27 protein-coding genes are annotated in these 25121 nt (G+C 39.5%); 25 read left to right on the forward strand and 2 right to left on the reverse strand.

Annotated features, from left to right (window positions below):
* Positions 1–18: 18 nt before the first annotated feature.
* From LPA49_RS05540 to LPA49_RS05660, 25 genes are all read left to right on the forward strand, one after another.
* Positions 19–381, forward strand: coding sequence for a hypothetical protein (locus LPA49_RS05540; protein WP_016708261.1), 363 nt, complete (start codon positions 19–21; stop codon positions 379–381).
* Between the two features lie 208 nt (positions 382–589).
* On the forward strand, positions 590–1627 hold the full coding sequence (locus tag LPA49_RS05545; protein WP_016708260.1) for a hypothetical protein: 1038 nt from the start codon (positions 590–592) through the stop codon (positions 1625–1627).
* Positions 1624–1941, forward strand: a complete 318-nt coding sequence (locus LPA49_RS05550) for a hypothetical protein (RefSeq protein ID WP_045979610.1) — start codon at positions 1624–1626, stop codon at positions 1939–1941. Before LPA49_RS05545 ends, LPA49_RS05550 begins: the two co-directional genes overlap by 4 nt.
* Positions 1942–1954: 13 nt before the next feature.
* The gene (locus LPA49_RS05555; RefSeq protein WP_045979609.1) at positions 1955–2302 is read left to right on the forward strand and encodes a hypothetical protein; all 348 of its coding nucleotides are present in this window, start codon (positions 1955–1957) and stop codon (positions 2300–2302) included.
* A gap of 156 nt (positions 2303–2458) precedes the next feature.
* Positions 2459–2812: a hypothetical protein gene (locus LPA49_RS05560; protein ID WP_074988940.1), complete on the forward strand. Its 354-nt coding sequence runs from the start codon at positions 2459–2461 to the stop codon at positions 2810–2812.
* 107 nt (positions 2813–2919) lie between these two features.
* Positions 2920–3417 (forward strand): DUF411 domain-containing protein, encoded by a 498-nt coding sequence (locus tag LPA49_RS05565; protein WP_016708256.1) that lies wholly within the window; start codon positions 2920–2922, stop codon positions 3415–3417.
* Positions 3417–4844 carry a TolC family protein gene (locus tag LPA49_RS05570; protein WP_016708255.1) on the forward strand — a complete coding sequence of 476 codons (1428 nt, stop codon included), beginning with the start codon at positions 3417–3419 and terminating at the stop codon, positions 4842–4844. The genes LPA49_RS05565 and LPA49_RS05570 overlap by 1 nt, the downstream gene beginning before the upstream one ends.
* Positions 4844–6601 (forward strand): efflux RND transporter periplasmic adaptor subunit, encoded by a 1758-nt coding sequence (locus tag LPA49_RS05575; protein ID WP_016708254.1) that lies wholly within the window; start codon positions 4844–4846, stop codon positions 6599–6601. The genes LPA49_RS05570 and LPA49_RS05575 overlap by 1 nt, the downstream gene beginning before the upstream one ends.
* Before the next feature lie 15 nt (positions 6602–6616).
* The gene (locus LPA49_RS05580; protein ID WP_074988939.1) at positions 6617–9781 is read left to right on the forward strand and encodes an efflux RND transporter permease subunit; all 3165 of its coding nucleotides are present in this window, start codon (positions 6617–6619) and stop codon (positions 9779–9781) included.
* On the forward strand, positions 9774–10481 hold the full coding sequence (locus LPA49_RS05585; protein ID WP_008109638.1) for a hypothetical protein: 708 nt from the start codon (positions 9774–9776) through the stop codon (positions 10479–10481). Before LPA49_RS05580 ends, LPA49_RS05585 begins: the two co-directional genes overlap by 8 nt.
* Complete coding sequence (locus LPA49_RS05590) at positions 10481–12313, forward strand: 2Fe-2S iron-sulfur cluster-binding protein (protein WP_016708252.1); 1833 nt, start codon at positions 10481–10483, stop codon at positions 12311–12313. The genes LPA49_RS05585 and LPA49_RS05590 overlap by 1 nt, the downstream gene beginning before the upstream one ends.
* A gap of 24 nt (positions 12314–12337) precedes the next feature.
* Positions 12338–12685: a copper resistance CopC family protein gene (locus LPA49_RS05595; RefSeq protein ID WP_016708251.1), complete on the forward strand. Its 348-nt coding sequence runs from the start codon at positions 12338–12340 to the stop codon at positions 12683–12685.
* Between the two features lie 18 nt (positions 12686–12703).
* Complete coding sequence (locus tag LPA49_RS05600) at positions 12704–13591, forward strand: copper resistance D family protein (protein ID WP_016708249.1); 888 nt, start codon at positions 12704–12706, stop codon at positions 13589–13591.
* A 15-nt stretch (positions 13592–13606) separates the two neighbouring features.
* Positions 13607–14077, forward strand: coding sequence for a nuclear transport factor 2 family protein (locus tag LPA49_RS05605; protein ID WP_016708248.1), 471 nt, complete (start codon positions 13607–13609; stop codon positions 14075–14077).
* A gap of 27 nt (positions 14078–14104) precedes the next feature.
* Complete coding sequence (locus LPA49_RS05610) at positions 14105–15928, forward strand: copper resistance system multicopper oxidase (RefSeq protein ID WP_016708247.1); 1824 nt, start codon at positions 14105–14107, stop codon at positions 15926–15928.
* Positions 15925–16785, forward strand: a complete 861-nt coding sequence (locus tag LPA49_RS05615; RefSeq protein ID WP_016708246.1) for a copper resistance protein B — start codon at positions 15925–15927, stop codon at positions 16783–16785. The genes LPA49_RS05610 and LPA49_RS05615 overlap by 4 nt, the downstream gene beginning before the upstream one ends.
* 609 nt (positions 16786–17394) lie before the next feature.
* Positions 17395–17817: a hypothetical protein gene (locus tag LPA49_RS05620; RefSeq protein ID WP_016708245.1), complete on the forward strand. Its 423-nt coding sequence runs from the start codon at positions 17395–17397 to the stop codon at positions 17815–17817.
* 296 nt (positions 17818–18113) lie between these two features.
* The gene (locus LPA49_RS05625; RefSeq protein WP_016708244.1) at positions 18114–18527 is read left to right on the forward strand and encodes a MerR family transcriptional regulator; all 414 of its coding nucleotides are present in this window, start codon (positions 18114–18116) and stop codon (positions 18525–18527) included.
* Positions 18528–18628: 101 nt separating this feature from the next.
* The gene (locus LPA49_RS05630) at positions 18629–20872 is read left to right on the forward strand and encodes a heavy metal translocating P-type ATPase (protein WP_230235915.1); all 2244 of its coding nucleotides are present in this window, start codon (positions 18629–18631) and stop codon (positions 20870–20872) included.
* A gap of 11 nt (positions 20873–20883) precedes the next feature.
* A complete protein-coding gene (locus tag LPA49_RS05635; RefSeq protein WP_045979597.1) occupies positions 20884–21237 on the forward strand; it encodes a cupredoxin domain-containing protein in 354 nt (117 codons plus the stop codon).
* 9 nt (positions 21238–21246) lie between these two features.
* Positions 21247–21582: a DUF2933 domain-containing protein gene (locus LPA49_RS05640; RefSeq protein WP_016708242.1), complete on the forward strand. Its 336-nt coding sequence runs from the start codon at positions 21247–21249 to the stop codon at positions 21580–21582.
* Positions 21575–22240 carry an isoprenylcysteine carboxylmethyltransferase family protein gene (locus tag LPA49_RS05645; RefSeq protein WP_016708241.1) on the forward strand — a complete coding sequence of 222 codons (666 nt, stop codon included), beginning with the start codon at positions 21575–21577 and terminating at the stop codon, positions 22238–22240. Before LPA49_RS05640 ends, LPA49_RS05645 begins: the two co-directional genes overlap by 8 nt.
* On the forward strand, positions 22224–22646 hold the full coding sequence (locus tag LPA49_RS05650; protein ID WP_016708240.1) for a hypothetical protein: 423 nt from the start codon (positions 22224–22226) through the stop codon (positions 22644–22646). The genes LPA49_RS05645 and LPA49_RS05650 overlap by 17 nt, the downstream gene beginning before the upstream one ends.
* 10 nt (positions 22647–22656) lie before the next feature.
* Entirely contained in the window at positions 22657–23028 is a 372-nt protein-coding gene (locus LPA49_RS05655) for a hypothetical protein (RefSeq protein ID WP_016708239.1), read from the forward strand.
* 50 nt (positions 23029–23078) lie between these two features.
* Positions 23079–23429 carry a hypothetical protein gene (locus tag LPA49_RS05660; protein ID WP_004589646.1) on the forward strand — a complete coding sequence of 117 codons (351 nt, stop codon included), beginning with the start codon at positions 23079–23081 and terminating at the stop codon, positions 23427–23429.
* Positions 23430–23646: 217 nt separating this feature from the next.
* Here LPA49_RS05660 and LPA49_RS05665 read toward each other — a convergent pair whose 3' ends face one another.
* Positions 23647–24378 (reverse strand): MauE/DoxX family redox-associated membrane protein, encoded by a 732-nt coding sequence (locus LPA49_RS05665; protein WP_016708238.1) that lies wholly within the window; start codon positions 24376–24378, stop codon positions 23647–23649.
* Between the two features lies 1 nt (position 24379).
* Positions 24380–24901, reverse strand: a complete 522-nt coding sequence (locus LPA49_RS05670) for a DUF305 domain-containing protein (protein WP_016708237.1) — start codon at positions 24899–24901, stop codon at positions 24380–24382.
* Between the last annotated feature and the right edge of the window lie 220 nt (positions 24902–25121).

Here is a 25121-nt window from a genome sequence, read left to right on the forward strand (position 1 = left end):
CCGTTTTTTGGTGTATTGATGTCTTTTAAAAAAGAAGACCTGCTAGTAAATATAAAAAGGCAGGCAAAACGATTATCTAAATTATTAACTATTCCCCTTGGACAAGCCCAAGAAGGGGCAGCTATTTGTCTATATGGCTGTGACAGTTACAGCGATTTACTAGTAAAAATAAAAGCTGAATCCTTTGACAACCCATTGATAGCACTGTCTGCACTCTCACCAAACTCGGAAATATTTTTAGTAAAAATATTAGCTAGCCACCTAGATAGCATTATTGGAAATTTTGAAAAAAAATTTCCCGGCTCCAATATAAATGAAGAGATGGTCGTATCCTTGTTTGGGCTTAGCTTTTCAGAGTTCAAACTCAAAATATCTACCTAAAGTTGTACAAATACGTAAGTTGTCATTTTGTTTTTTGGCGATATTATAATAAGAAGGCTGAACGGACAGCCTACGCCTACACATGTTTTTCGCCTTGAAAAACGTGAACAGTGAAGCGGAGCATCCGTAAAAATTTGGTTATTTGAACAATAAATAAAGCAATGTGTTGGTAGGCCATTGTTTATTAGAAAGTTGTTTGGAGAACTAAATGATCTCACTTTATCAATTAAAGAATAAACTCAATAAACAAGCAAAAGAGTTTGCTGAGTTATTAGAGTTTCCTGATCTTTACGCCCAAGGCCTGTGGGCTAGAGGTGTTTATAACTGCCCTCATTTTTCTGATACCCATAATAGCCTCACTGAAGCATTTGAACAGAAAAAACTGGATTCAATTCTAAAGCACGATTCCCTGAAATACTTAATGATCAATGAATACGATGATCAAGAAATTATTGAATCGCTTCATAAAGAAATTGAGTCAATGGCAAACCGTATTGAAAGCCTGATGCTGGTAGATATCGAAACATTAGAGTTAGTTTCAGTGATATACCAAGTATTAGGATTGCCAGAAGATGCCAAGTTTATTGTAAACACTGGTGCTGACTTTAGGCTGGAGTGGCGACCATATTTCGATGCTTTTGATGATCCGTTGATAGTTCAATATGCAGATTTAAAAGTTCATGGTTGTTATTTCAGGCTCATAGCTTCAAAGTTTCCGGTTGAAAAGCTTTCCTTGAATGACATTAAAAAATACATGTACATCAATCATGTAAACCATGATAGTGAGTTCGAAGGCTGTATTTCTGAAGGAAATACATTTTCTAAGCATGAGCACTGGCTGGTGTTGACACTTGAATTATTCCGTAGCGGCAAAGTAAATAAGGCTCAGTTCAATCCAACAACCTTCAAAATCGAAGGTATGCGCTATTTGGTATATGGCTTCCCACTGATTCCTTCCTTTGTATCTGATTGGCACAAACCTGATTTATGTCTACAGGTTAAAAATCTAGATGGTGATCAAAAGTTCATTGTTCGTATCGATCAGCAAGCTCTTGTTTTCCATGCACGACGTGTCGATACCAATTTTTTTAACACCATCGATTATGAAAAATATATTTCGTTGTATCAGTCTAGCGTTCTGTCACATTTTGATGCTGACAACAATTTACTAAAAGTTAATGGAGTTAAGTACCTTAGTTTTTTCCGCCCGTTTTGCCTAGAAGATAAGAAGGAAGCAAAAGCATGAGACCAAGAGTAAAACTAACTAACGCAACACTTATCTCAATTAAATCTGACTTAGAAGATAAGGTTGAACAGGTGCTTTACGCTACTTTTGCTGAGGATAGTAAGAACGGTAAAAAAGGTGAGGCTTTGTTTTCCACGAAAGTCATGGAAGTAAACGGTCTTGAATATAGAACTTTTGGTGCTGACTTTTATATCTTAGATGCAGAACCCCAAAAGTTTGATGTAGATGTATTTGAGTTCAATTTAATGCATGAGTGTATGTACTCTCCAAATGAGCTATTAGAGTTGCGAGAAATGCTCCCTGCTGGCTATTAGTAGGGAGTAACAAATGGACAAAACATATTTAAAGGATGCTTACATACTCTCGGTCTATGACTATAAAGACTTTGAAAAATCATTTCTTGGGGAGTTTTTGTCAGGGGTTGTTATTGACGATGAAACATTCAGATTTCGGCCATTTGAGCAAATGGTAACTTCAAAGATTGTTAGCAAATCTGCTGATGAGGATAAGTTAGAAATATACACACATAGTGAGAGTTGTTATGTGATTGATGCTGACCATAAGTTAATTGATATTTCGTTTGTTGAACTGGTTGTTATGAGGGCGGGAGCTTATTCGGTAGATCGAGTTTTAGAAATGAGAGAGCAACTTAAGTCTCAAAATAAAAGCCATTGAATAACGAAGATAAGAAGTCTGATGAGATTATTATTTGTCACTTACCTCTTTGAAAAAGTTGACGTTAGTCAAATATTCATAAATGTTTACATGACATCAATTTACTTATTCGAAAATTTGTATTAGCATAGACATGTATATTTTTATGAGAATTTTATGTCTAAAGCATTTTCAAAAGTCTTAGTGATAACGCTTATGCTGTTTGCCTTTGTAGGGCAAGCATTTGCGTATTCTGCTATGCCTTGCGAAATGTCATCAGGTTCTCATGAATCACACATGAACATGAACATGGATCATGGTGATATGAATAAAAGCAGTAATGGTCAATCAGAAGATTGTTGTGACGTTGAATGTATTTGTCCTGCAAATGCTTGCTCATCTACGACAGTCCTAAATTCCAGTGTTGACTCGACAGATATTCAAATATTGAGTGAATCTGTAGCTGCTATGCAATCTAAACAACCTCATTCAATTTCCACTTCCCTTTATCGTCCACCAATTTTTGCCTAATACAGGATTAGTGCGTCCAAATTTCGCACACATGTAATTAATTTTTCTGTTAGTCAATATAGCGTCGTAGCGCTATAGCTATTTTCCAGCGACGTCTGGGGGCAAAAATGATCAATAAGTATTTAAAAATAGCAGTTGTAATGCTGCTTTCACCTGCGTTTGCAAACGCTAATGAACATAAGCATGCACACAATAACGACGTAACACCTTTGGAGTTAATCGTTTATAAAACCCCAACTTGTGGGTGTTGTAAAAAATGGATAACTCATATTGAAGACAAAGGGATCGTTGCGCATTCCAAAGATTTCCGAAACATCGGCAACATCAAAACTAAGTATGGTATCAAACCTAATTACCGTTCATGCCACACGGCAGTGAGTAGAAATGGGTTTGCCTTTGAAGGTCATGTACCGGCTAAGTTTATTCAGCAGTTCTTGTCAGAAGAGCACCCCAATGCGATTGGATTATCTGTCCCAGCAATGCCTGTTGGCTCTCCGGGTATGGAAGTCGGCGACCGCTTTATGTCATATAACGTATTAATTTTATTTAAAGATGGAACGAGTAAAGTATATGCAGAAGTTAAGGCTTATGAGGAGCAATTCTAATGAGATTAAATGTTTCAAGCCTTACTCTACTTTCAACTTCGCTAATGCTCGGCTTGTCTGTATTCTCAGCTCAAGCTGAGAAAGTAGTGTCACTTGAACAAGCTATCACCTTGGCTCAGCAAAATGATCCTTGGCTTCATGGGAGTCGGTTAAAACAAAGCGCGGTTGAAAATAGAAGTATCGCTTCAGGTACTTTGCCTGACCCCAAAGTATCACTAGGGATAATGAATTTACCAACAGATACTTGGGACTTAGATCAGGAAGGAATGACTCAACTAAAGGTTGGTGTTTCTCAAATGTTTCCTAGAGGTGATAGTTTAAAGATTAAACAAGAGCAATTAAAAATTGAGTCAACGAAATTTCCACTGCTACGAGAGGATCGTAAGGCTAAACTGATAAGCCAAGTATCACAGTTATGGTTAGATGCTTACTTAGCCCAACAAACCATTAAATTGATTGAAGCGGATTGGGCGCTCTTTGAGCAGATGGCGGAAGTTACTAAAGCTAGCTACTCAAATGTTGTTGGTAAAACCAGACAACAAGATGTTATTCGTGCTCAATTGGAAATCGTGCAGTTAGATGACCGATTAACTTCGCAAAAGCAGAAACTAGAAACAACAATCGCTCGCCTTAATGAGTGGCTTCATATCTACGATGCTGCTGGCTTGAATGAATCATTCAACTTTGATACGCAACCATTAGAGTTTAGGGTTTCTAAAAAGTTGCCTACAATTCATTTGAACAATTCAACAGTCCTAAAAGCATCTAATTACTCAAGAAATCTATTGGCTCAGGAGCTTTCGAATCACCCAGCCATACTTGCAATTGATATAAAACGCAAAGCTTCAGAAAAAGCAGTTGAGTTAGCTAAACAGCAATATGAGCCGCAATGGGGTGTTAATGCTAGTTATGCCTATCGTGACAATATGCCCTCTGGTGATAGCCGAGCTGATTTATTTTCTGTTGGAGTAACGTTTGATTTACCCTTGTTCACCGAGAACAGACAAGATAAGCAAGTTGCAGCTTCTATTGCAGATTCAGAGACTATTAAAACCGAGAAACTATTACTGACAAAGCAAATGATCAGTATGGTGGAAAAGGAGCTTAGACAGCTTAAGCGTTTATCTGATAGGCAATCTATCTATCAAGAACAACTCCTTAAACAAACTCATGACCAAGCAGAAGCGTCATTGACAGCTTACACAAATGATGATGGCGATTTTGCCGAAGTTGTTCGAGCAAGAATCGCAGAATTAAATGCCAGAATATCAGCCTTAAGAATTGATGTTGACGCACTTAAAACAGTTGCTCGTATCAACTATTTCTTTGCGCATTCTCAATCTAATTCAAATGCTGAACATAAGTCGATGCAAACTTCACACAAAACTAATCAGCACTTATCCAATCAGCAATTTGGAGAAAAATAATGTCAACGAATACTAAAACAATTATTGCCATCATCATTGGTGCTGCACTAGGTGCTGGAGCATTAAGTTTATATCAAGGTACAGGTTCAAGCGGTAATGGCAATGAAGCTACATCAGGAGAGAAAAAACCGCTGTATTGGGTTGCACCGATGGATTCTAATTACCGTCGTGACAAGCCCGGTAAGTCGCCTATGGGTATGGATTTAATTCCTGTGTATGAAGAAGGATCATCTGGTGATGACTTTGGCCCCGGAGCCGTAAAAATCGCGCCTCATGTAGTGAATAATCTTGGGGTTCGCACTGCTCCTGTTGAGCTTAAAAATATGCATACTGAAATATCAACCGTAGGTTACGTTCAATATGATGAAGATAAGCTAATTCACATCCATCCACGTGTAGATGGTTGGATAGAAAAGCTCTACGTCAAAGCCGCAGGTAATCCTGTTGAGAAAGGGCAGCCTCTATATACACTATATTCTCCTCAGCTAGTTAACGCGCAAGAAGAACTATTAATAGCTATAAAGCGCAATAATAGTTCCTTAATTGCGGCGGCCAAAGATCGGCTTAAAGCGTTACAGCTTTCAGCAGACTTTATTCAAAAGCTAGAAAAGACACGAAAGGTTCAGCAAAACATCACCTTTTACTCCCCTCAGGCAGGTGTTGTTGATGGTTTGAAGATTAGAGAGGGTTTTTATGTAAAGCCGGGAAACACCATATTAAGCATTGGTCAGCTAGATCAAGTTTGGGTTGAAGCAGAAGTGTTTGAACGTGACGCAGCCTTAATTAAAGAGGGACTTCCTGTATCAATGACACTTGACTATTTACCCGGTGAGGACTGGGCTGGTGTCGTTGATTATGTCTATCCAACCTTGAACAGTAAAACACGCACACTCAGAGTGAGGTTGAAGTTTGACAACCCTGACTATCAATTAAAACCAAACATGTTCGCACAAGTCTCTATTCACGCTAATCAAGCTGATAGCACCATACTTGTGCCTAAAGAAGCTGTTATTCGAACAGGTAAACAAGACAGAGTTGTACTTGCGTTAGGGGATGGCCAGTTTAAATCTATTGAAGTGACTATTGGCCGTGTTGATATCGATAGTATCGAAATCTTAGAGGGCCTTAATGAAGATGATGTTGTGGTGACATCAGCTCAATTCTTGATTGATTCTGAATCAAGTAAAAGCTCTGACTTTAAACGAATGACTCACGATGAAGTGCCCAACTCTGTTTGGATGCAAGGAGATGTTAATAGTGTTATGACTGGGCATCGCATGGTTAATATCAGTCACGGCCCCGCTGAAGCTTGGGATTGGCCTGAGATGGTTATGGATTTTACTGTGGCTGAAAAAGTTGATATTGACTCATTAAAGTCTGGTCAATCTTTGCACTTTGAGGTGAGTAAAACCGAAGATGGTGGATATGAAATTACTGGAATTCATATCATGAGTGAGTCTGCTGATATGAGTGAAGAAGTATCTTTTGCAACAGTATCAGGTCTAATCAATGCGATTAATGTTGATACGCGTATTCTAAATATTAGCCGAGGCCCAATAGAGAAATGGGATAGACCTGCTGCGACGATGGATTTTATAGTCGCGGACAATATAGAAATAGTTGATTTCAATGTTGGTGATAACGTCACTTTCACTTTTGAGGTGAGAAATAATTTGGTTATCACTGAAATCTATCTTGAATCAAATGAGCAACTAAAGCATGAACCTAAAAGTGCTGTTGACCATTCAAATCATTAAGTTAGGAGATAAATAATGATTGAATCAATTATTAGGTGGTCGATAGGTAATCGCTTTTTTGTCATCTTAGCTACCTTAATTTTGATTGGTGGTGGGTTATTCTCAATTAAAAATACACCAGTTGATGCATTACCAGATCTTTCTGATGTTCAAGTGATAATTAAAACGAATTATCCCGGTCAGGCACCACAAGTAGTGCAAGATCAAGTTACTTACCCTTTAACAACAGCAATGCTGTCAGTTCCGGGGGCTATTACAGTTCGGGGGTATTCATTTTTTGGAGACTCCTTTGTTTATGTCATCTTTGATGAAGACACCGATTTATATTGGGCAAGGAGCAGAGTACTTGAATATTTAAGTCAAGTAGCCCCTTCGCTACCTGCTACCGCACGCCCACAACTAGGACCTGACGCCACAGGCGTTGGCTGGGTTTATTTATATTCCCTTGTAGACAAAACGGGCAGCTTAGATATTAGCCAATTGCGTAGTATTCAAGATTGGTTCTTAAAATATGAATTGCAAACTGTACCGGGAGTTTCTGAGGTTGCTGCTGTTGGTGGCATGGTTAAACAATATCAAATACAAGTCGATCCCGATAAATTAAGAGCCTACGGTATACCACTTAGTCACATTCAAATGGCACTTAAACGTGGTAACCAAGAAACAGGTGCCTCAGTTGTTGAAATGGCGGAAGCAGAGTACATGGTTACCGCAACTGGCTATATCAAAAGTATTTCCGACATAGAGTTGATCCCTCTTGGTGTTAACGCACAAGGAACCCCGCTTACCATTGGCGATGTGGCGGAAGTCAACCTAGGTCCACAAATGAGACGAGGCATTGCTGAACTAAATGGTGAAGGAGAAGTCGTTGGTGGTGTTGTTGTTATGCGCTTTGGTGAAAACGCACAAAAAACTATTGATGGAGTAAAAGCCAAATTAGAAGAGTTAAAAAAAGGTTTACCCGAAGGAGTTGAAATAGTTACGGTTTATGATCGCTCTGGCTTAATAGGAGAGGCGGTAGAAAACCTATGGAGTAAATTGCTCGAAGAGCTTGCTGTCGTCGCGATTGTATGTGTTGCATTTCTGTTTCATTTGCGATCTTCGATTGTTGCAGTTGTCACTCTACCTATTGGCATCTTAGCTTCATTTATCATCATGCATATGCAAGGTATCAATGCGAATATTATGTCATTAGGTGGTATCGCTATTGCAATTGGTGCGATGACAGATGGCGCAATAGTGATGATTGAAAATATGCATAAGCATATGGAAAAGACACCGCTAACGGATGAAAATCGTTGGCAAATAGTCTCGAAAGCTGCAAGTGAAGTCGGTCCAGCACTATTTTTTAGTTTGCTCATCATTACAGTCTCATTCTTGCCAGTATTTATTTTGGAAGCGCAAGAAGGAAGAATGTTTTCTCCACTTGCTTACACAAAAACATATGCAATGGCCGCATCAGCAGGCTTAGCGATAACATTAGTTCCTGTTTTAATGGGGTATTTTATTCGAGGAAAAATTGTTTCAGAAAAGAAAAACCCTTTAAACAGACTGCTTATTGCTATCTACATGCCTGTTTTAAAGCAAGTTATGAAGTTTCCTAAATCGACAATAGTAGCAGCAATATTAGTGACGATTGTTGGTTTTTGGCCTGTCGATAAAATTGGTAGTGAATTTATTCCTCCTTTAGACGAAGGCGATCTTATGTATATGCCGACTACCTATCCGGGAATTTCCATTGGTAAGGCAAGAGAAATTCTACAGCAGACAGACAAGCTAATTAAAACAGTGCCAGAAGTTGAAACAGTATTTGGTAAAGTAGGAAGAGCTGAAACTGCAACTGATCCCGCGCCTCTAACTATGATTGAGACCTTCATTCAGTTGAAGCCTCAAGAAGAGTGGCGTGAGGGAGTTACAACAGAATCTCTAAAAGCTGAGTTTGATAAGTTGGTTAAGTTTCCGGGCTTGACGAATGCTTGGGTTATGCCAATCAAAACTCGTATTGATATGTTGGCAACAGGTATTAAAACGCCAGTAGGTATTAAAGTAGCAGGAGCTGATTTAAATACGATTCAAGAGATAGGGCAACAAATAGAGCAATTGTTACCAGAGGTGACAGGAACCGCTTCAGTTTATTCTGAACGAGTTGCAGGTGGACGATATATCAAAGTTGATATTTCTCGTGAGAAAGCAAGTCGTTTTGGATTAAACATCGATGACGTACAACAAGTAGTTTCAACTGCTATTGGTGGGATGAATGTCACTCAAACAGTAGAAGGTCAAGAGCGTTATCCTGTCAACTTGCGATACCCACAAGATTATCGTGACTCTCCAGAGCAGTTGTCGCGCTTGCCTGTTGTCACTCCAAATGGACAACGCATCGCACTAGGTGACGTAGCTGAAATAAAAGTAGAAGTAGGCCCTCCGGGGATCAAGAGTGAAAATGCACGTATTAATGGTTGGACGTTCATTGATATAGAGGGCGTTGACGTAGGTACTTATGTTGAAAGTGCAAAAGAGCATTTAGCTAAAAATCTTATATTACCAGCAGGTTATTCGATTACTTGGGCTGGTCAATACGAATATATGGAAAGAGCCAAAGCCAAGCTTACTTACGTTGTTCCATTGACGCTCGCCATTATTGTTATTTTGCTTTATTTGAACTTCAGAGCGTTTAGCGAAGTTGCGATCATCATTGTGACTTTACCGATGGCAATGATCGGTGGGTTATGGTTGATGTATTTAGAAGGGTTCAACTTCTCTGTAGCAGTTGGTGTAGGCTTTATTGCTCTGGCTGGAGTAGCTGTTGAGATTGGCGTAATAATGTTGGTATATCTCAATCAGGCGCTCGCTGAACTTAAGGAAAAAGCGAAAGAGCGAGCAGAACTCATCTCAGAAGATGAATATCAAGATGCCTTATTGCACGGTGCTGGATTACGTGTTCGTCCTGTAATGATGACAGTAGCGACAATCATTATCGGCCTAATGCCTATTTTATATGGTACAGGAACAGGCTCTGAGGTAATGAGTCGTATTGCTGCACCAATGGTAGGTGGGATGACAAGTGCAGTCCTGCTAACTCTAATTGTTTTACCCGCGATTTATTCAATCGTTAAAAAGCCCGAAGTAAACGCCTTTAACAAGGAACTTTCTAACTCGGAGCTAAAAAACAATGCTTAGAAAAGCTAGGAAGTACCATAAATGGCTAATGGCATTTGTAGGGATACAATTCCTTTTCTGGTCGATTACTGGTGTGTATATGGTGACTATGGATATTCACTATATACACGGCGAAACCTTGGCTAAGAGTGAGGAAGCCAAAATAGATTTAGCAAGTATGGATTACTCCATTGTAAAGCTAGCTGCGGATTATCCTAAAGCTAGCCAAGTTACACTTACTCAAAGTATGGGCCGTCCTTTGTATTCTTTTATTAATGGAGAAAATGGAAAAGTAGCAATAGATGCTAAAACTGGAGCTGTTCAGGCCCTTGTAGATGAAACCAAGGCTAAAGAAATCGCACAATACCATTATGTGCTGAATCATCAAATCGACAGCATAAGGTTGATTAAGTCAGCGACAAACTTGCCTGCTGAGTTGTCCCCAAGGCATTTACCTGTTTGGAGAGTGACGTTTGAGCAATTCTCCACACCGACATTTTATATAAGTCAACAAACAGGATCACTTGTTGCCAAGCGTCATGATTACTGGCGATTGTTTGATTGGATGTGGCGGTTCCACATTATGGATTACTATGATGGAGAAAACGTATCTAACTGGTTTTTGTTCTTGGTCGCAACTCTAGGTCTAATGGGAGCAATTACTGGCGCAGTATTGACTTATTACCGAGTGCTTTCCCCAAATAAAAAGAGAGTCATTTGATGCGACTATTTAAGTTAAATACAACGATACACAAGTGGCTTTCTTTATTTGTTGGTTTACAACTGCTTATTTGGTTGGGAACGGGCCTTTACTTCAATTTGATGGATCACAGTAAAGCCAGTGGTAATGAACTTAGAGTTCATTCTCATCATGAAGGTAGCATTACAGGCTTTGACCTATTCCCTATTAAAGACATTACTAGTAATGCTCCGCAGGAAGTAAACCTTATATGGGTTTTACATCAGCCTTACTATCATTTTGTGTTCGATAAGGGGCAGCATAGCTATCAAGAACGCCACTCAAAGCTATTTGATGCTGTAACAGGAAAGCCATTTAATTTGTCTGAAGAACAAGTACTAACTTTGGCAAAAAACTCCTACTCAGGACAGGGTAAGTTAACTACTCCAGTGTTATCTCAACCCCCGTTTTCTGATCACGTAAGGCAGCAAAATCCTATGTGGCAAGTTGCCGTTGAGGATGAGAACAATACAACTATTTATTTAGATAGTATTACAGGTCAAGTACTTCGCCATGCCAATGATGATTTCAGATTGAAAGATCTGATGATGAAGCTTCACTTTATGGACTATGGCAATTCTGGAGGATTTAACCATTGGTTGATCATTGCATTTGCTTTTGCAACGCTATTCCTTTCAATTACTGGTGTTACTTGGCTGATACAACAGTATCGAAGTGGTTTACTGAAGCTAGGTTGGGGCACTAACAGGCAAAAAGTGGCAGTGACGTTTTCCAATGAAAATACTATTACTGACATCTCAGCAGTTGGTCGCTCAACTGTATTAGAAGGGCTAGCTAGTTCACATGTATACCTTCCTTCAGGTTGCGGTGGTGGCGGTACTTGTGGCAAATGCGTGTTCTTAAGTTCAACTAAATTACCTATCACACTATCTGAACAGGAACATTTATCTCAGGAGCAACTTAAGGAAGGTTATCGGCTTGGATGTCAGCATAGGTTTTCTGAAATTAGTTCGATTGAAGTTAATACTGATCGCAATATTGAAAATCATGAGCTAGTTGTGGTTGCGACTAATTTCATTACTCCTTTTATCAAGGAAGTGAAATTTAAGCTGAAATCAGGCAAACAGTTGGCATTTAAAGCTGGTGCATATATGCAATTTGATGTGCCAGCAGGGATGAATAGCTTACGTCCAGATGATATGCCAGAGTGCTATGAAAAATACTGGGATAGCTACTATCATGGAAAATTTTCTCATAACGGTGTAACTCGCCACTACTCATTAGTTAACTTTGACGAGGAGTCTGATGAGTTAATGTTTAATATCCGTTGGCAGACCGCAAAGAATGGTTTTAAAGCAGGAATAGGTTCAAGTTATTTAGGTTCACTCCAAGTAGGTGAAACGATAACTGCAAGAGGCCCTTTTTCTGATTTTTATGCCACTTCAAATAAAAAAGTTAGTCGCGTGTTTATAGGTGCGGGTTCAGGACTTGCACCACTGAGGTCTATTATTTTTGAACAGTTGAAAAAGCATAAAGATAAAAGTGGTTTGACTCTTATCTATGGTGCGCGAACTGAAGATGACTTGCTATACCATAATGAATTGAAGTCACTGAGTGAGAAGCATAAAAACTTCTCTTATATTCCTACTCTTTCTAATCCTTCAGAAGAATGGCAAGGGCACTCAGGCTATGTTCAAAAAGTACTTCTGCCGTATATGAACCAAAAATCAGAACTACATTTGGCTGAGTTTTACTTATGCGGTCCAGAAGCAATGATGAGTGAAGTGGAAAAAATAATTATAGATGCTGGGATTCCAAGTAATCAAATTTTCAAAGATAAATTTAGTCGTTAATCCATTAAATAAATAGAGGTATATATGAAAACATTAATTAAACTTTTAACCATAATCAGTGTTGTTTTTAGTAGTGCAGTATTTGCACATGTGCATCTTGAAAAAAGCGTGCCTGCTGATAATGCAATGCTAATGAATACTCCAGAAAAATTGACATTGGGATTTAGCAAAGAGGTACGTGTAGTTAAAGTTACGTTGAAAAATAAAAAAGGTGAAAATATTAAATTTGACTTTAAACCATCAAAAGAAGCTTCCAGAGAGTTTTCATGGGAACTACCTAAATTAGCTCCAACAAACTATATCGTTGATGTGACCTATTTAGGTAAAGATGGACATAAAATGAAAGATAGCTTCGGCTTTATGGTTCATTAGTAAGGCTGTGTGATTGATATGGAAATGTATATCTGGAATACAGTCATTGTACTGTCAAAAATTGTATTTTACGTCGGCTTTGCCTGTATTGCCGGCTATACATTTTTCAGACAAATTTTTGAGCATAATGAATCTCATAGTAATGCTGTAATAGCGAATTTAACGTGGACAAGAACTTATATAGTTATGGCTTTGATCGCTAATATTACTTGGTTCTTTGCCAGTACTGGTGCAATGGCAGAAGAGGGAATTCAGGGGGCGATAGACGCTGATATATTGGCTATTATGTGGGACTCCTCTGTCGGCACTGGAGCTTTGCTTCGAGCGCTTGGGCTAGTTACCGCAATAATCGCTTTAGCTTTAAGGTTCAAATTCGCTGTGAACTCGTACTTAAAACAAAGCGCTTTAATGTTGAGTTTATTAATCCTTGCATACTCATTCACGTTACTGGGTCATATTTCTGAGTTAGGCACAATTGAAAAAGGCTTGCTTATTTTGCATGTGCTCGTTATGGCATGGTGGTTTGGGGCGTTATTGCCACTAAAACAGGCTTGCCATCAGCTAAGTTATGCAGAACTTCATTTGCTGATGGAAAGCTTTGGCAAACAAGCAAGTTTTACATTGAGCCTATTGTTGGTAGCAGGCCTCTGGCTCGTGATTCAATTGGTCGGAAGTCTTGATGCACTAATAAGCTCAAGTTACGGACAAACACTGTTGTTTAAATTGGCTCTTGTAGTGTCTATTTTGGCACTTGCTGCTAAACATAAACTAATACTCGTTCCACAACTTAAAAATAGTCAAGGCAGAGAGGCTTTATCTAAATCTATCTCGATAGAAATGGTAGTAGCTTTTGCCATTTTATCTGTAACGGCTGGGCTTACTAGTGTTGTTGGCCCTGCAAATTAAAACCTAAAAGAGAGAATGAAAATGAAAACAATAAATATATTACTCGTTTTATTAATGACGTTTAGTTTCGCAACAAACGCTCATGGTGATAAGAACAAAGACAAAGGTTTGTTTAAAGGTATAGATACCCCTGCCGCAAAAGTTGTTTTGGCATTTCATCAAGCACTTGAAACTGGCAATCAAAAACAGGCTAGAGCGCAGTTAGCGGATGATGTCACCATTTTCGAGGGAGGCCGCGTTGAAAGGAGCGCTGATGAATATGCTCATCATCATATGTTGTCGGATATGAAGTATTTAGCAGCGATGAAGAGCGACACACTTGAACATCAAGTGACGATACTTGGAAATACCGCTATCTCTGCGTCGCGCAGTCAAACTACAGGTACTCATAAAGGTGTTGAACGCGATTATCAAGGCATGGAAACGATGGTGCTGGAAAAACAAAATGGTGAATGGAAGATTAAGCACATTCATTGGTCACATTAATTTATTGGTCAAACAACGGAGAGTAAAATGAGAAACAACAATCCATTACATCAAGTTTCTACGCCACGTAGACGCTTTGTACAAGGATTAGCTGCTGGCGGTGTATTAGCTGCTTTTCCAAGTGTTCTTCATGCAGCTTCATCTTTGATTGCTGGAACTTCAACAGGTACTGCGCCCGAACTAAGTGGAGAAGTAATAGATTTAGTGATAGATGAGTCACCCGTAAACTTCACAGGTGTTGTAAGAATGGCTACAACAATCAATGGCTCAATACCAGCTCCTACCTTGCGCCTCAGAGAAGGTGATGACGTTACTATCAGGGTAACTAATAAATTATCAGTGCCGAGTTCAATTCATTGGCATGGGATCATTCTTCCGTATCAAATGGATGGCGTACCGGGTATTAGCTTTAAAGGTATAATGCCGGGTGAAACCTTTGTTTATAAATTTAAGCTGCAACAAAGCGGCACATATTGGTATCACTCACACAGTGGCTTTCAAGAAATGACAGGTATGTACGGCGCATTAATTATTGAGCCAAGAGAAAAGGATATTATTAGTGCTGACAATGAGCATGTCATTCAATTGTCTGATTGGACTGATGATGACCCAATGGATTTGTTTCGCAAGTTAAAAGTACAGAGCGATGTATTTAACTTTAATCAACCTACTGTTCCAGAGTTTTTTGATGACATTTCAAATAGCAGCGTTTCAAATGCGCTACAACGCCGGGAAATGTGGAATAAAATGAGAATGAACCCTACAGATCTTGCAGACTTATCAGCATCTGCAATGACTTTTTTAATGAATGGTTGTGCGCCTTTGACAAATTGGCGTGGAATGTTTAAAGCTGGCGAAAAGGTTAGGCTTAGATTTATTAACGGTTCTAGCAATACGTTTTTTGATGTAAGAATACCTGAGCTGAAGTTAACAGTTGTACAAGCTGATGGACAAAATGTTGAACCTGTGACAGTAGATGAATTTAGATTTGGTCCCGGTGAAACTTATGATGTACTTGTCGAGCCAAAAAATGATGCATATACGATTTTTGCACAAAGCATGGATCGCTCAGGTTATGCTAAAGGTACTTTATCAATGGCACCTAACGTTGATGCACCAGTACCTTCTTTAGACCCCGTTGAGTGGTTAACGATGACAGATATGATGGGCAATATGACCCATGATAGTGTGCATTCTACAATGGCTGATACGGCAGGTATGTCGGGCATGAATTCTAATAAAATGGATCATAGTGCAATGGGTCATGGAGCGATGGCAATGGATCATAGTAAACATGGAATGACTAAAAACCCATTAGCTGTTGCTAGCACTAAAGTGCGTCATGCAAAAACAGAGTATGGAGCTTCTGTTGATATGCGTGTTGATATGCCTAGAACAAACCTTGATGATCCCGGTATAGGTTTACGTAAAAATGGACGCCGTGTTTTAACACTTGCAGATTTACATTCTCTTGAGGGAATTACAAACCAGCAAGAGCCAGAGGCTGAAATTGAATTACATTTAACTGGAAACATGGAGCGTTATAGCTGGTCATTTGATGGTTTGGAATTTGGAAAAAGCACGCCAGTTCACATGAAGCATAATCAACGTTTAAGAGTTATTTTACAAAACGATACAATGATGACACATCCAATGCACCTGCATGGTATGTGGAGCGATTTGGAGAATGAAAAAGGTGATGTACAGGTTCGTCGCCATACTATCCCTGTACAACCAGCGCAAAGAATTAGTTTTTTAACAACACCTCATGACGTAGGTCGCTGGGCATGGCATTGCCATTTATTATTCCACATGGATGCAGGTATGTTTAGAGAGGTAGTTGTATCATGAGAAAATTAATACTAACCAATACGTTAAAACTATTATTAATAGGTTTGCCCCTTATAAGTGTATCTGTATCTGCAAAAGATGAGATGACTGAGATGGGTGATTCTAAAATGCAAGCACAAGGTGGAGATGCACCTAAAGATGCTAGAGACCCTCATGCTTATGCCGCAGGTACAACATTGACTGAAGGTCCTTATGCACTCAATAGCGACAAACGACTGACTTTGGCAGATGAGCATTCATTTTACGCGCTACTAGGGGATCGTCTTGAATATAATGAGCAAACAAACGCAGGTGTTTTTGACTTTCAGGCATGGTATGGCACTACTTTTGATAGATTAGTCATCAAAACTGAGGGAGATTTTAGCGAAGGTAATTTAGAGGAGAACCAAACAGATTTTCTATGGGGCCACGCAATATCTGCTTATTGGGATACACAAGTCGGTATTCGACTTGATTACAATAACGAAGGTGAAAACCGCAAATGGCTAGCTTTTGGTTTACAAGGTCTAGCCCCCTACTGGTTTGAAATTGATATGACTGCGTATTTAGGAGAGCAAGGTAATAGTGCATTTTCGATCGAAGCTGAGTATGAGCTATTACTTACTCAAAAGTTAATTGTTCAACCACGAGCAGAGTTGACGCTTTACGGTAAGGATGACGTCCAAAATAACCTTGGTAGTGGCTTATCTAGCAGTGCTATTGGTTTTCGGGTTCGTTATGAGTTTACCCGCCAGTTTGCTCCCTATGTTGGCGTTGAGTGGACAAATAAATTTGGTAATACAGCCGACTTTGCGAAGTTAAATGGGCAAAGTACGCGTGATACTGCTTTTGTTGCAGGTATCAAGTTCTGGCTCTGATGTGAAGAAATACTATATTGACTTGATGAGAGCTACCGCAACTATATTGATGGTAGCTTTCGTTTTTTGGGATTTAAACCATTTTAGTTATGTTAGAAAAGGCCTAGCTAATAGTTTTTTTGGAAAGAACTAAGAGCAGTAATAGTAAGCTACTTCTTGTTTTCAGTCGGTGCCAGTCTGGTGTATACCTATCAAGGTGGAATATCAGCTAAGAAGTAAAGTTGGCGAATGTTTAAGGTTAAAGAGTCAAGCCAAAAAACATCGCCATTGAAAGACGTACAATAGGCCATTTTATCACTTTTGATGAACGGGAATTGGGTGTGCTCGGGATAGAACCGATTGTTGCAAAGTACTGTGCTTAAAGCTGAACAATTGGAAAAATGATCCCTTACTCAATACCTAGTTATGAGCGTAGGGTTTTTATTTTTTTAATGGTGCTCATGCTTGGCTTCAATCTCATGAGTCTAAATTAGACACCCCTTTTATACTTGTTAAGTTTAAGCTGTTTAAAAAAGTAAAAAGTTTAGGTTTTAGTTCAAAGGTTGATCAAGATCATAAAATTATTTTTATAAAGTGGCTAATATTGTAGGAGCTAAAGAAGGAATGATAATGTTTGGACTTTTCAGGTGGTTTAAAATAGTGATAATAACTGTGTTGCTTACGCAGCATAGTTTTGCTACAGCTAAGCCAATGAATTGTGAAGAACATCAAAATGGATCTTCCGACACGCATATTATGCAACGAAGCAAAAATATTCACCATCAATCAATGAATGACAATAGTCACTATCACACTGTAAACTCGCAAGACTCTAAACACCGTCATGGTGATGAAGTCTGTGAAAAATGCAAAGCTAGTGATTGTGTTTGTTGTGAGGGGGGATTTTGTTCAAGCTTTCATTTAAATGCCTATCTTGTGCAAGCGCAAGAGGAAGGTATTTGCAATATTTACTCTGAGCTATTTCTACAGCGTACACCTCTACCAAAATCTGGTATCCATCTCTTACTTTATCGTCCACCAATTATTGGCTAATCACGGGATCAGTGCGTCTTTTTTTCGCCACTCCCATCAAAAATAGAATGACTTATTCATTGATTTAAATAATCAATTGTTTTGAACGATTAGTACGATATTTTGAAGGCACTATGAAAATTCTCAAACTATTGCCATTTACAGTACTTAATGCTGTCGATTTTGGCCGAGATTTCTCTTTTACCAAAAAATTAGTTTTTAGCTTATTCACTAGAATTAGTACTTGACCTGTGTCTTAGACACAGGTCTAAGCTGAAGATGAGAGTACAAACTTAGCTAAAAACTGAGGAGTGAATATGAAAGTTGCGGAGCTGGCAAAAAGCCTTGGAACGACTGCTGATACGGTGCGCTATTACACCAGATTAGGATTGTTAAAACCTGCTAAGTCAGTGAACGGCTACAAGTCATACTCGAATAAAGAAGTATCGAGACTTAAATTCATTTTAAGTGCCAGAAACCTTGGTTTTTCCGTTGCAGATATCAAGGAAATTATTAATGAATCTGAAGATGGTAAAAGTGCGTGCCCATTAGTCAGAAGCCTGATCAAAGAGCGGCTTGAAGAAACAGAAAAGCAGTTTCAAGCAATGTTGGCACTTCGAGGAAAAATGTCTTCTGCGCTTTCTCAGTGGGAAGAAATGGAAGACAAGGCACCGACTGCAAACATGGTTTGTCATCTCATCGAAAACTTTGAGCAAATTAAAAAAGCATAGGAGGAAAAAGGGTGGCTACTAACACAAATATAAAAACTGAATCAGGCTGTTGCTGTCAGGCAAAAGCTCAATCCTCTTCGTGTAAAACTAAGGAGAATACGTTGGAGAAAGTATCACATAACCAACAGCTTATCATTGAAGGCGCTGGGTGTGCTAGCTGTGTAGGCAAAATTGAAGGGGCGTTGAAGGCAACTCTTGGAGTCGTCAGTGCGGAAATGAATTTTGCTGATAGGACAGTAACAGTTTATGGGACAGCTAAAACAGAAGAATTGATCAAAGCTGTTGAGTCAGTGGGGTATAACGCGAAGCCAATTGATGATAGCTCAGCAACAGATGCGCTTGATGAGAAAGAGGCGGCGGATTGGGCATATTACAAAAAGCTAATGCGCGATACGTTTATTGCCCTTTCACTCGGCGTTCCTTTGATGATCTACAGCATTGTGGTTGGAGAAATGACGGTTGAAACAAACCTTGAACGCATGTCTTGGCTAGTTGTAGGCATTTTAACTTTTGGCGTTATGTATTTTTCAGGTAAGCATTTCTATGTAGGAGCATGGAAAAGCTTTAAAAACCACTCCGCTAATATGGACACTCTAATAGCTTTAGGAACAGGTACAGCTTGGGTGTATTCGATGGTTGTCGTGTTTGCACCTGACGCCGTTCCATTGATGGCACGACATGTCTATTTTGAAGCTACCGCCATGATCATTGGCTTAATTGATTTAGGTCTAGCATTAGAAATAAAAGCCAGAGGTAAAACCTCTGAGGCCATTAAACGTCTTATCGGCTTGCAGGCCAAAACGGCAACTGTAGTTCGTGATAATAAAGAGGTTCAGATAGGTATCGAACAGGTTTTGCTTCATGATGTTGTGAAAGTAAAGCCGGGTGAAAAAATTCCCGTGGATGGCGTTGTATTGGAAGGACACACCTCTATTGATGAGTCCATGCTGACAGGCGAACCTATGCCTGTTGAAAAAGCCGAAGAAGATGAGGTTGTCGCTGGTACTTTGAACAAATCAGGCATGATTTTATTTAGAGCGACACGCGTTGGTAAAGACACGGCGCTTGCACAGATCATCAATATGGTGAAACGAGCGCAAAATTCAAAACCGCCGATTGGCCGCTTGGCCGATGTTATTTCCGCCTATTTCGTTCCTGTAGTCATGATCATCTCGGTGTTAAGTGCGTTAGCATGGCTTAACTTTGGCCCTGAGCCAGCAATTGCTTTTGCTATCGTATCAGCAACTACTGTGCTTATTATTGCCTGCCCGTGTGCTTTAGGCTTGGCAACACCCATGTCTGTCATGGTCGGAGTAGGAAAAGCAGCAGAAGCCGGAGTACTTATTCGCAACGGTGAGGCACTGCAAACCGCCTCTAAAATCACTGCCATGATTTTAGATAAAACGGGCACTATTACTGAAGGGGCACCTAAGGTAACCGATATTGTTTTAGCAAAAGCTACTGACGAAAAAGACGTACTACAGCTTGCAGCAAGTTTAGAAAGCGGCTCAGAGCACCCTTTAGCGCAAGCGATTGTTGAAAGTGCTTTAGATAAGGATATTGAGTTACTAAAAATTGAATCGTTTAATGCTATTACGGGTTTTGGTGTAGAAGCAAACTGTAACAATAAAGTCCTGCTTTTTGGTAACGATAAACTAATGAAGTTAAAAGGCATAGACCTCACAGGCTTTGTTGGAAAAGCCCAGTCTTTAGCCAAAGAAGCCAAAACACCTATGTACTTTGCTGTAGATGGTGAACTTGCCGCAATCATTGCTGTCGCAGATCCCATTAAGTCAGACTCAATCTCTGCTATCAAACGGCTTCAGGCTAATGGTATACGCGTCATCATGTTAACAGGTGATAACAAGGAAACCGCTGCCGCTGTTGCCAAAAAAGCAGGTATTAGCGAATTTCTTGCTGAGGTGCTGCCAGAAGATAAAGCCAACAAGGTGAAAGAGCTACAAGGCAGTGGCGAAATTGTTGGTATGACAGGAGATGGCATCAACGATGCTCCTGCGCTAGCGTTAGCCGATGTTGGATTCGCCATAGGCACAGGGACTGATGTAGCTATCGAAAGTGCTGACATTACCCTAATGCGTGGTTCACTTCATGGCCTTGCCGATGCCATAGCGGTAAGCAAAGCTACTTTACGAAATATCAAACAAAACTTGTTTGGCGCGTTTGTCTATAACATAGCCGGGATTCCTTTTGCTGCGGGGGTTCTATATCCCTTCTTTGGCATTCTGCTTAGCCCTGTAATTGCAGGTGCTGCAATGGCGTTTTCGTCATTGACTGTGGTGTCAAATGCAAATCGACTTCGCTTTTTTAAAGCAAAAGAGCATTAAGGAGAAGAGCGATGATGTTAATTAACTTATTAGGCTTAATGTTAATCGCGCTGATTGTTTGGTGGTTTTGGCTATATAAACCCAATAAAACAATCGTTCAAGGTAATGAAGTACTCATTGAAGTGAGGGATGGCGTGTATTCCCCATCCTCAATTCAGGTGTCTGCTAGCCAACCTGTTACCTTGAAGTTTATACGCAAAGATCAATCCCCCTGCGCTGAAACAATGCTTATTCCTTCATTGGATATAAGCGAACAGCTTAAGTTAAATGAAATTACTCAAATTACCTTATTAAACTTGTCACCGGGAGAGCATGAGTTTCACTGTCAGATGCAAATGTATCGCGGTGTCTTAAAAGTCGTTTAGGAGGGCAATATGAAAAATCAACACCCTAATTTTTGGTCAACACCTACAGGCTGGGCTGCACTGGCACTTATTGCCGCAGTGACCTACTTCTTAGTGCTTGAGCATGGTCAACATACGCTGCAATTTCTTCCCTACTTGATTTTATTGCTATGCCCCTTGATGCACGTATTTATGCATGGCAGTCATGGTAAACATGGTCACGATCATTCACATGCGCCTGATGAAAAAAAGGAAGAGAGCTTTCAAGAACTCACGGATAAAAATGCAGCCTATCGCGATGGCTACATACAAGGCTTAGAAAAGGCACGTAAGGAATCACATAAAAAGGAGAGCAGTGATGAATGAAACATATGATTATGGCTTATGGTCAATGGTGATACTGAACTCAGCAATTTTTATCTTTTTTGCCTTTAGTTTTGTCAAACCAAAAACATCAACTGATTGGAGAAGTCTAAGCGCGTTCTCTGCCTTTATTGTTGCCCTATTTACTGAAATGTATGGCTTTCCTTTAACTATCTATTTTCTGTCGGGGTGGCTGACGGAGACCTATCCAGAAGTAAATTTCTTTGCGCATGAAAATGGGCATTTATTACATACTTTCTTTGGATTTCAAGGTGATGCCCATTGGGACCCATTTCATATAGTGAGTATGGTGTTTATTGTTGCAGGTTTCTTTATGTTGTCTTCAGCATGGAATGTATTGCATCACGCGCAAAAACATCATCAATTGGCTACAACTGGATGGTATGCAAGATGTCGCCACCCACAGTATGTAGCTTTCATTCTAATCATGTTCGGCTTTTTATTGCAGTGGCCGACAATCCCAACACTTGCGATGTTTCCGATCTTAGTCGTTGTTTACGTCAAGCTAGCGAAACGCGAAGAAGCACAGGCGATTGCTGAATTTGGTTCGGAGTACCACAGGTATATGGAATCGACACCAAGTTGGATCCCAAGTTTTAATAAAAGTGTAGAAGGTAAAAATCATGAAAACGTTAATTAAATCAATTTTATTTATTGGTTCACTACTGATAACCACTAGCTTATTTGCCCAAAACAATGAGCATAAACATGAAGGTGCGAACAAAGCTGGTATGCATCAAGGCATGACAATACCACATGAGAACATGGGAGAAATGCATAAAAAGATGATGGAAATGAAAAAGGAAGTCCATGCCATTAAAACTGAAAAAGATCCTGACAAGCAACAGCAGATGATGGTTGAACATCACCGTTCAATGATGAAGATGATGCAATCCATGCACAAAAACATGGAAGAAATGCCAATGCATCAACAAATCAAGATGACTGAACATCATTTAGAAATGATGGAGAACATGATGCCGCAGATGAACCGGAAAATGGAAGAAATGAAAGATAGCAATCAACAGCATTCACACAAACATTAGGAGAAAAATTATGAGCGATTTAGATCATAGAGTTGGCGTTAGAGAGCAAAATTTAGTTGTTCGAAATCTAAAGCTTAGCCATGTCACAGAAGAAAGCTGTGACGAGTTAGTAAAAGAAATAGATCAGCTTTTTGGTATAGATGAAGTTAGTTACAACATCAAAGAAGGTGAAATACACCTTGCCTATGATGCCGCAAACGTAAGCCTTGATGGGATTGAGGAGGTAATCCGTAAGTATGGCGCAGATGTTCATGATGATTGGTGGACACATACTAAAGAAAGTTACTATAAATTTGTTGATCAGAACATCAAAGATAACTCTGTTCATAAGCCTTGGAGTTGTCATCAAGCACCTTCGGGGGCTGGCCGGAAAAACAAATGAATTCATAAAAAAGTGTATAGATAATTAGTTAGTCAAATGAGGTAACAGTGATGAAAACACCCTATATAAAAGCTCTTTTATTGCTTACATTCGGTTTATATTTAGTGGGTTGTTCCAATACCACTTTTTATCATAAATACATGATGAGAGGTCAGGTAGTAGAAAGTTCTGATAATCGAACTCTAATCTGTATTGGTGCTAAGCATGGCGCAGAGGTTGGGCAAAAATACAGTGTTATTAGATTCCATGAAAGAATAGTATTGAGTGAAGGTGAAGATCCCTACACTATCGAAAAGGTAGGAACGGTACAAATTACTAAAATTGTGAATGATCATTTCGCAACTGTAAAGCTAGTGTCTGGTGACATTGCAGCGAAAGATATGGTGGAACTTGAAAACTAATAAAGTGGTGGCGAAAGCCACCACAAGAGCATAACAATAAAACTTAATGAAAAAGCTTTAGTGTTATTTTGTACAACCTTTGAGATTGTTTGCTCAGTTCTGGTTATCTTGATGCCAGTACGACAGAAAAAAATGTTACATATGGATTAGAAAGGTGTGGGCTGGCATCCTAGGTCTAATCTTAACAGTTAAGGGGCCGCCGAATAGAGCTATACCTTTACATCAGCAGCATAATCAATGCTCCCGCGATCATAAATAAGTTTTCAGATAGCGATACAAATCCAAGTGGCACACTGCTATCGCCGCCTACACAGGCACACTTTAACTGGCGTTTGTCAATGTAAACGGCTTTGAAAACTGAAATTGCTCCAACTGTGCCGATAAACAATGAAAATGGTGCCACTGCGAGAGGCTGTAGTTGGGCAACCATACCAATACCTGCATATGCTTCAATGAAGGGATAAATATAACCATATCTTATCCATCTCATCGCTAGTAAATCATAAGTAATAAACGAATTTGTGAAACTGTATAGGTCTTTCAGTTTTTGCACCGCTAAGAGCGTCATTGAAAAAGCTATAAATAGCATCAGTGTTCTGATGGAGATAAATGAGCCGGAAGCAAAATGTTGAGATGCGACAGCAAGAAGTGCAGCTATCGAGAAAATGGCTACAACTGGCGTGTAGGTTGTGCCAGTTTGACCTGCTTCATCTTTACCAAAATACTCTCTTAAGTCATCGTATCCTCCGACACGCTTTCCTTCAATAAAGGTTTGTGGCGTAGTTTTGACATCATGCTTATCTTTGAAGTCATCAGCTTGTTGTCTTGACGTGAGCTTATGATCTTCTACATCATACCCTTGCCTCTCCAGCAAATCTTTCGACCTTAAACCATAGGGGCAGATATGTTCGTCAGTGACCATTCTGTACAGGGTAGCTGTCTTAGTCATCTTAGCCTCCTTTGTTCAGTGTGCCTTCAAACTTTGGGAGCGGTCGTTGCTCAGCCTGAGCTTGTGAGCTGACCTTTCCATTTTCAGAAATATCCTTAATCAGCCATTCCATTTCTTTTATTTCTTTTCGTTGGGCTTTAATAATACCATTTGCCAATTCACGCACGCGTACATCCTCCAAAGTTGAATGCTCACTAGTAAGAATAGCAATGGAGTGATGAGGAATCATCGCTTTCATGTAGGCAGTGTCAGAAATTGTGCTTTGAGAGCGAACAAGATAAAGACATATGGCGAACAGTATTGTCGCCAATAGAAAAATAGCCATGTTGAGCTTCTTGTTACTGTACATGCCAAGCATAAAGGCCAGCATGATCATTGCCATACCTGCTCCCATATACAACGACATATAGATACGCGTTTCACTAAACCATATATGTGATACTGCGTAAGTGTTGAGATACATCATGACAAACATAGCAATGGTTGAGGTGATGATCATTGCAGCAAATCTTGAGTATTTCATAAGTAATCCTTACATTGATAGTGTAAATATTTCCCACTGTTAGCCTATTATTCTCTACATGTGGTCATGTTCTCGAAAAATTGCAAGTAATGAGCCAGTATCAATAAGAGTATTTGTAATACGATTGACTCAATTTCAGCGCAATTATTGTGAATCAGTACTAATCTACACATTTCGGTGTAAGAGTTTATGGGCAAAAAATCTTCTTTGAAGGAGATCA

Origin of the sequence: Pseudoalteromonas sp. MB41, assembly GCF_020966275.1 — a bacterium.
Lineage (GTDB): Bacteria > Pseudomonadota > Gammaproteobacteria > Enterobacterales > Alteromonadaceae > Pseudoalteromonas > Pseudoalteromonas lipolytica.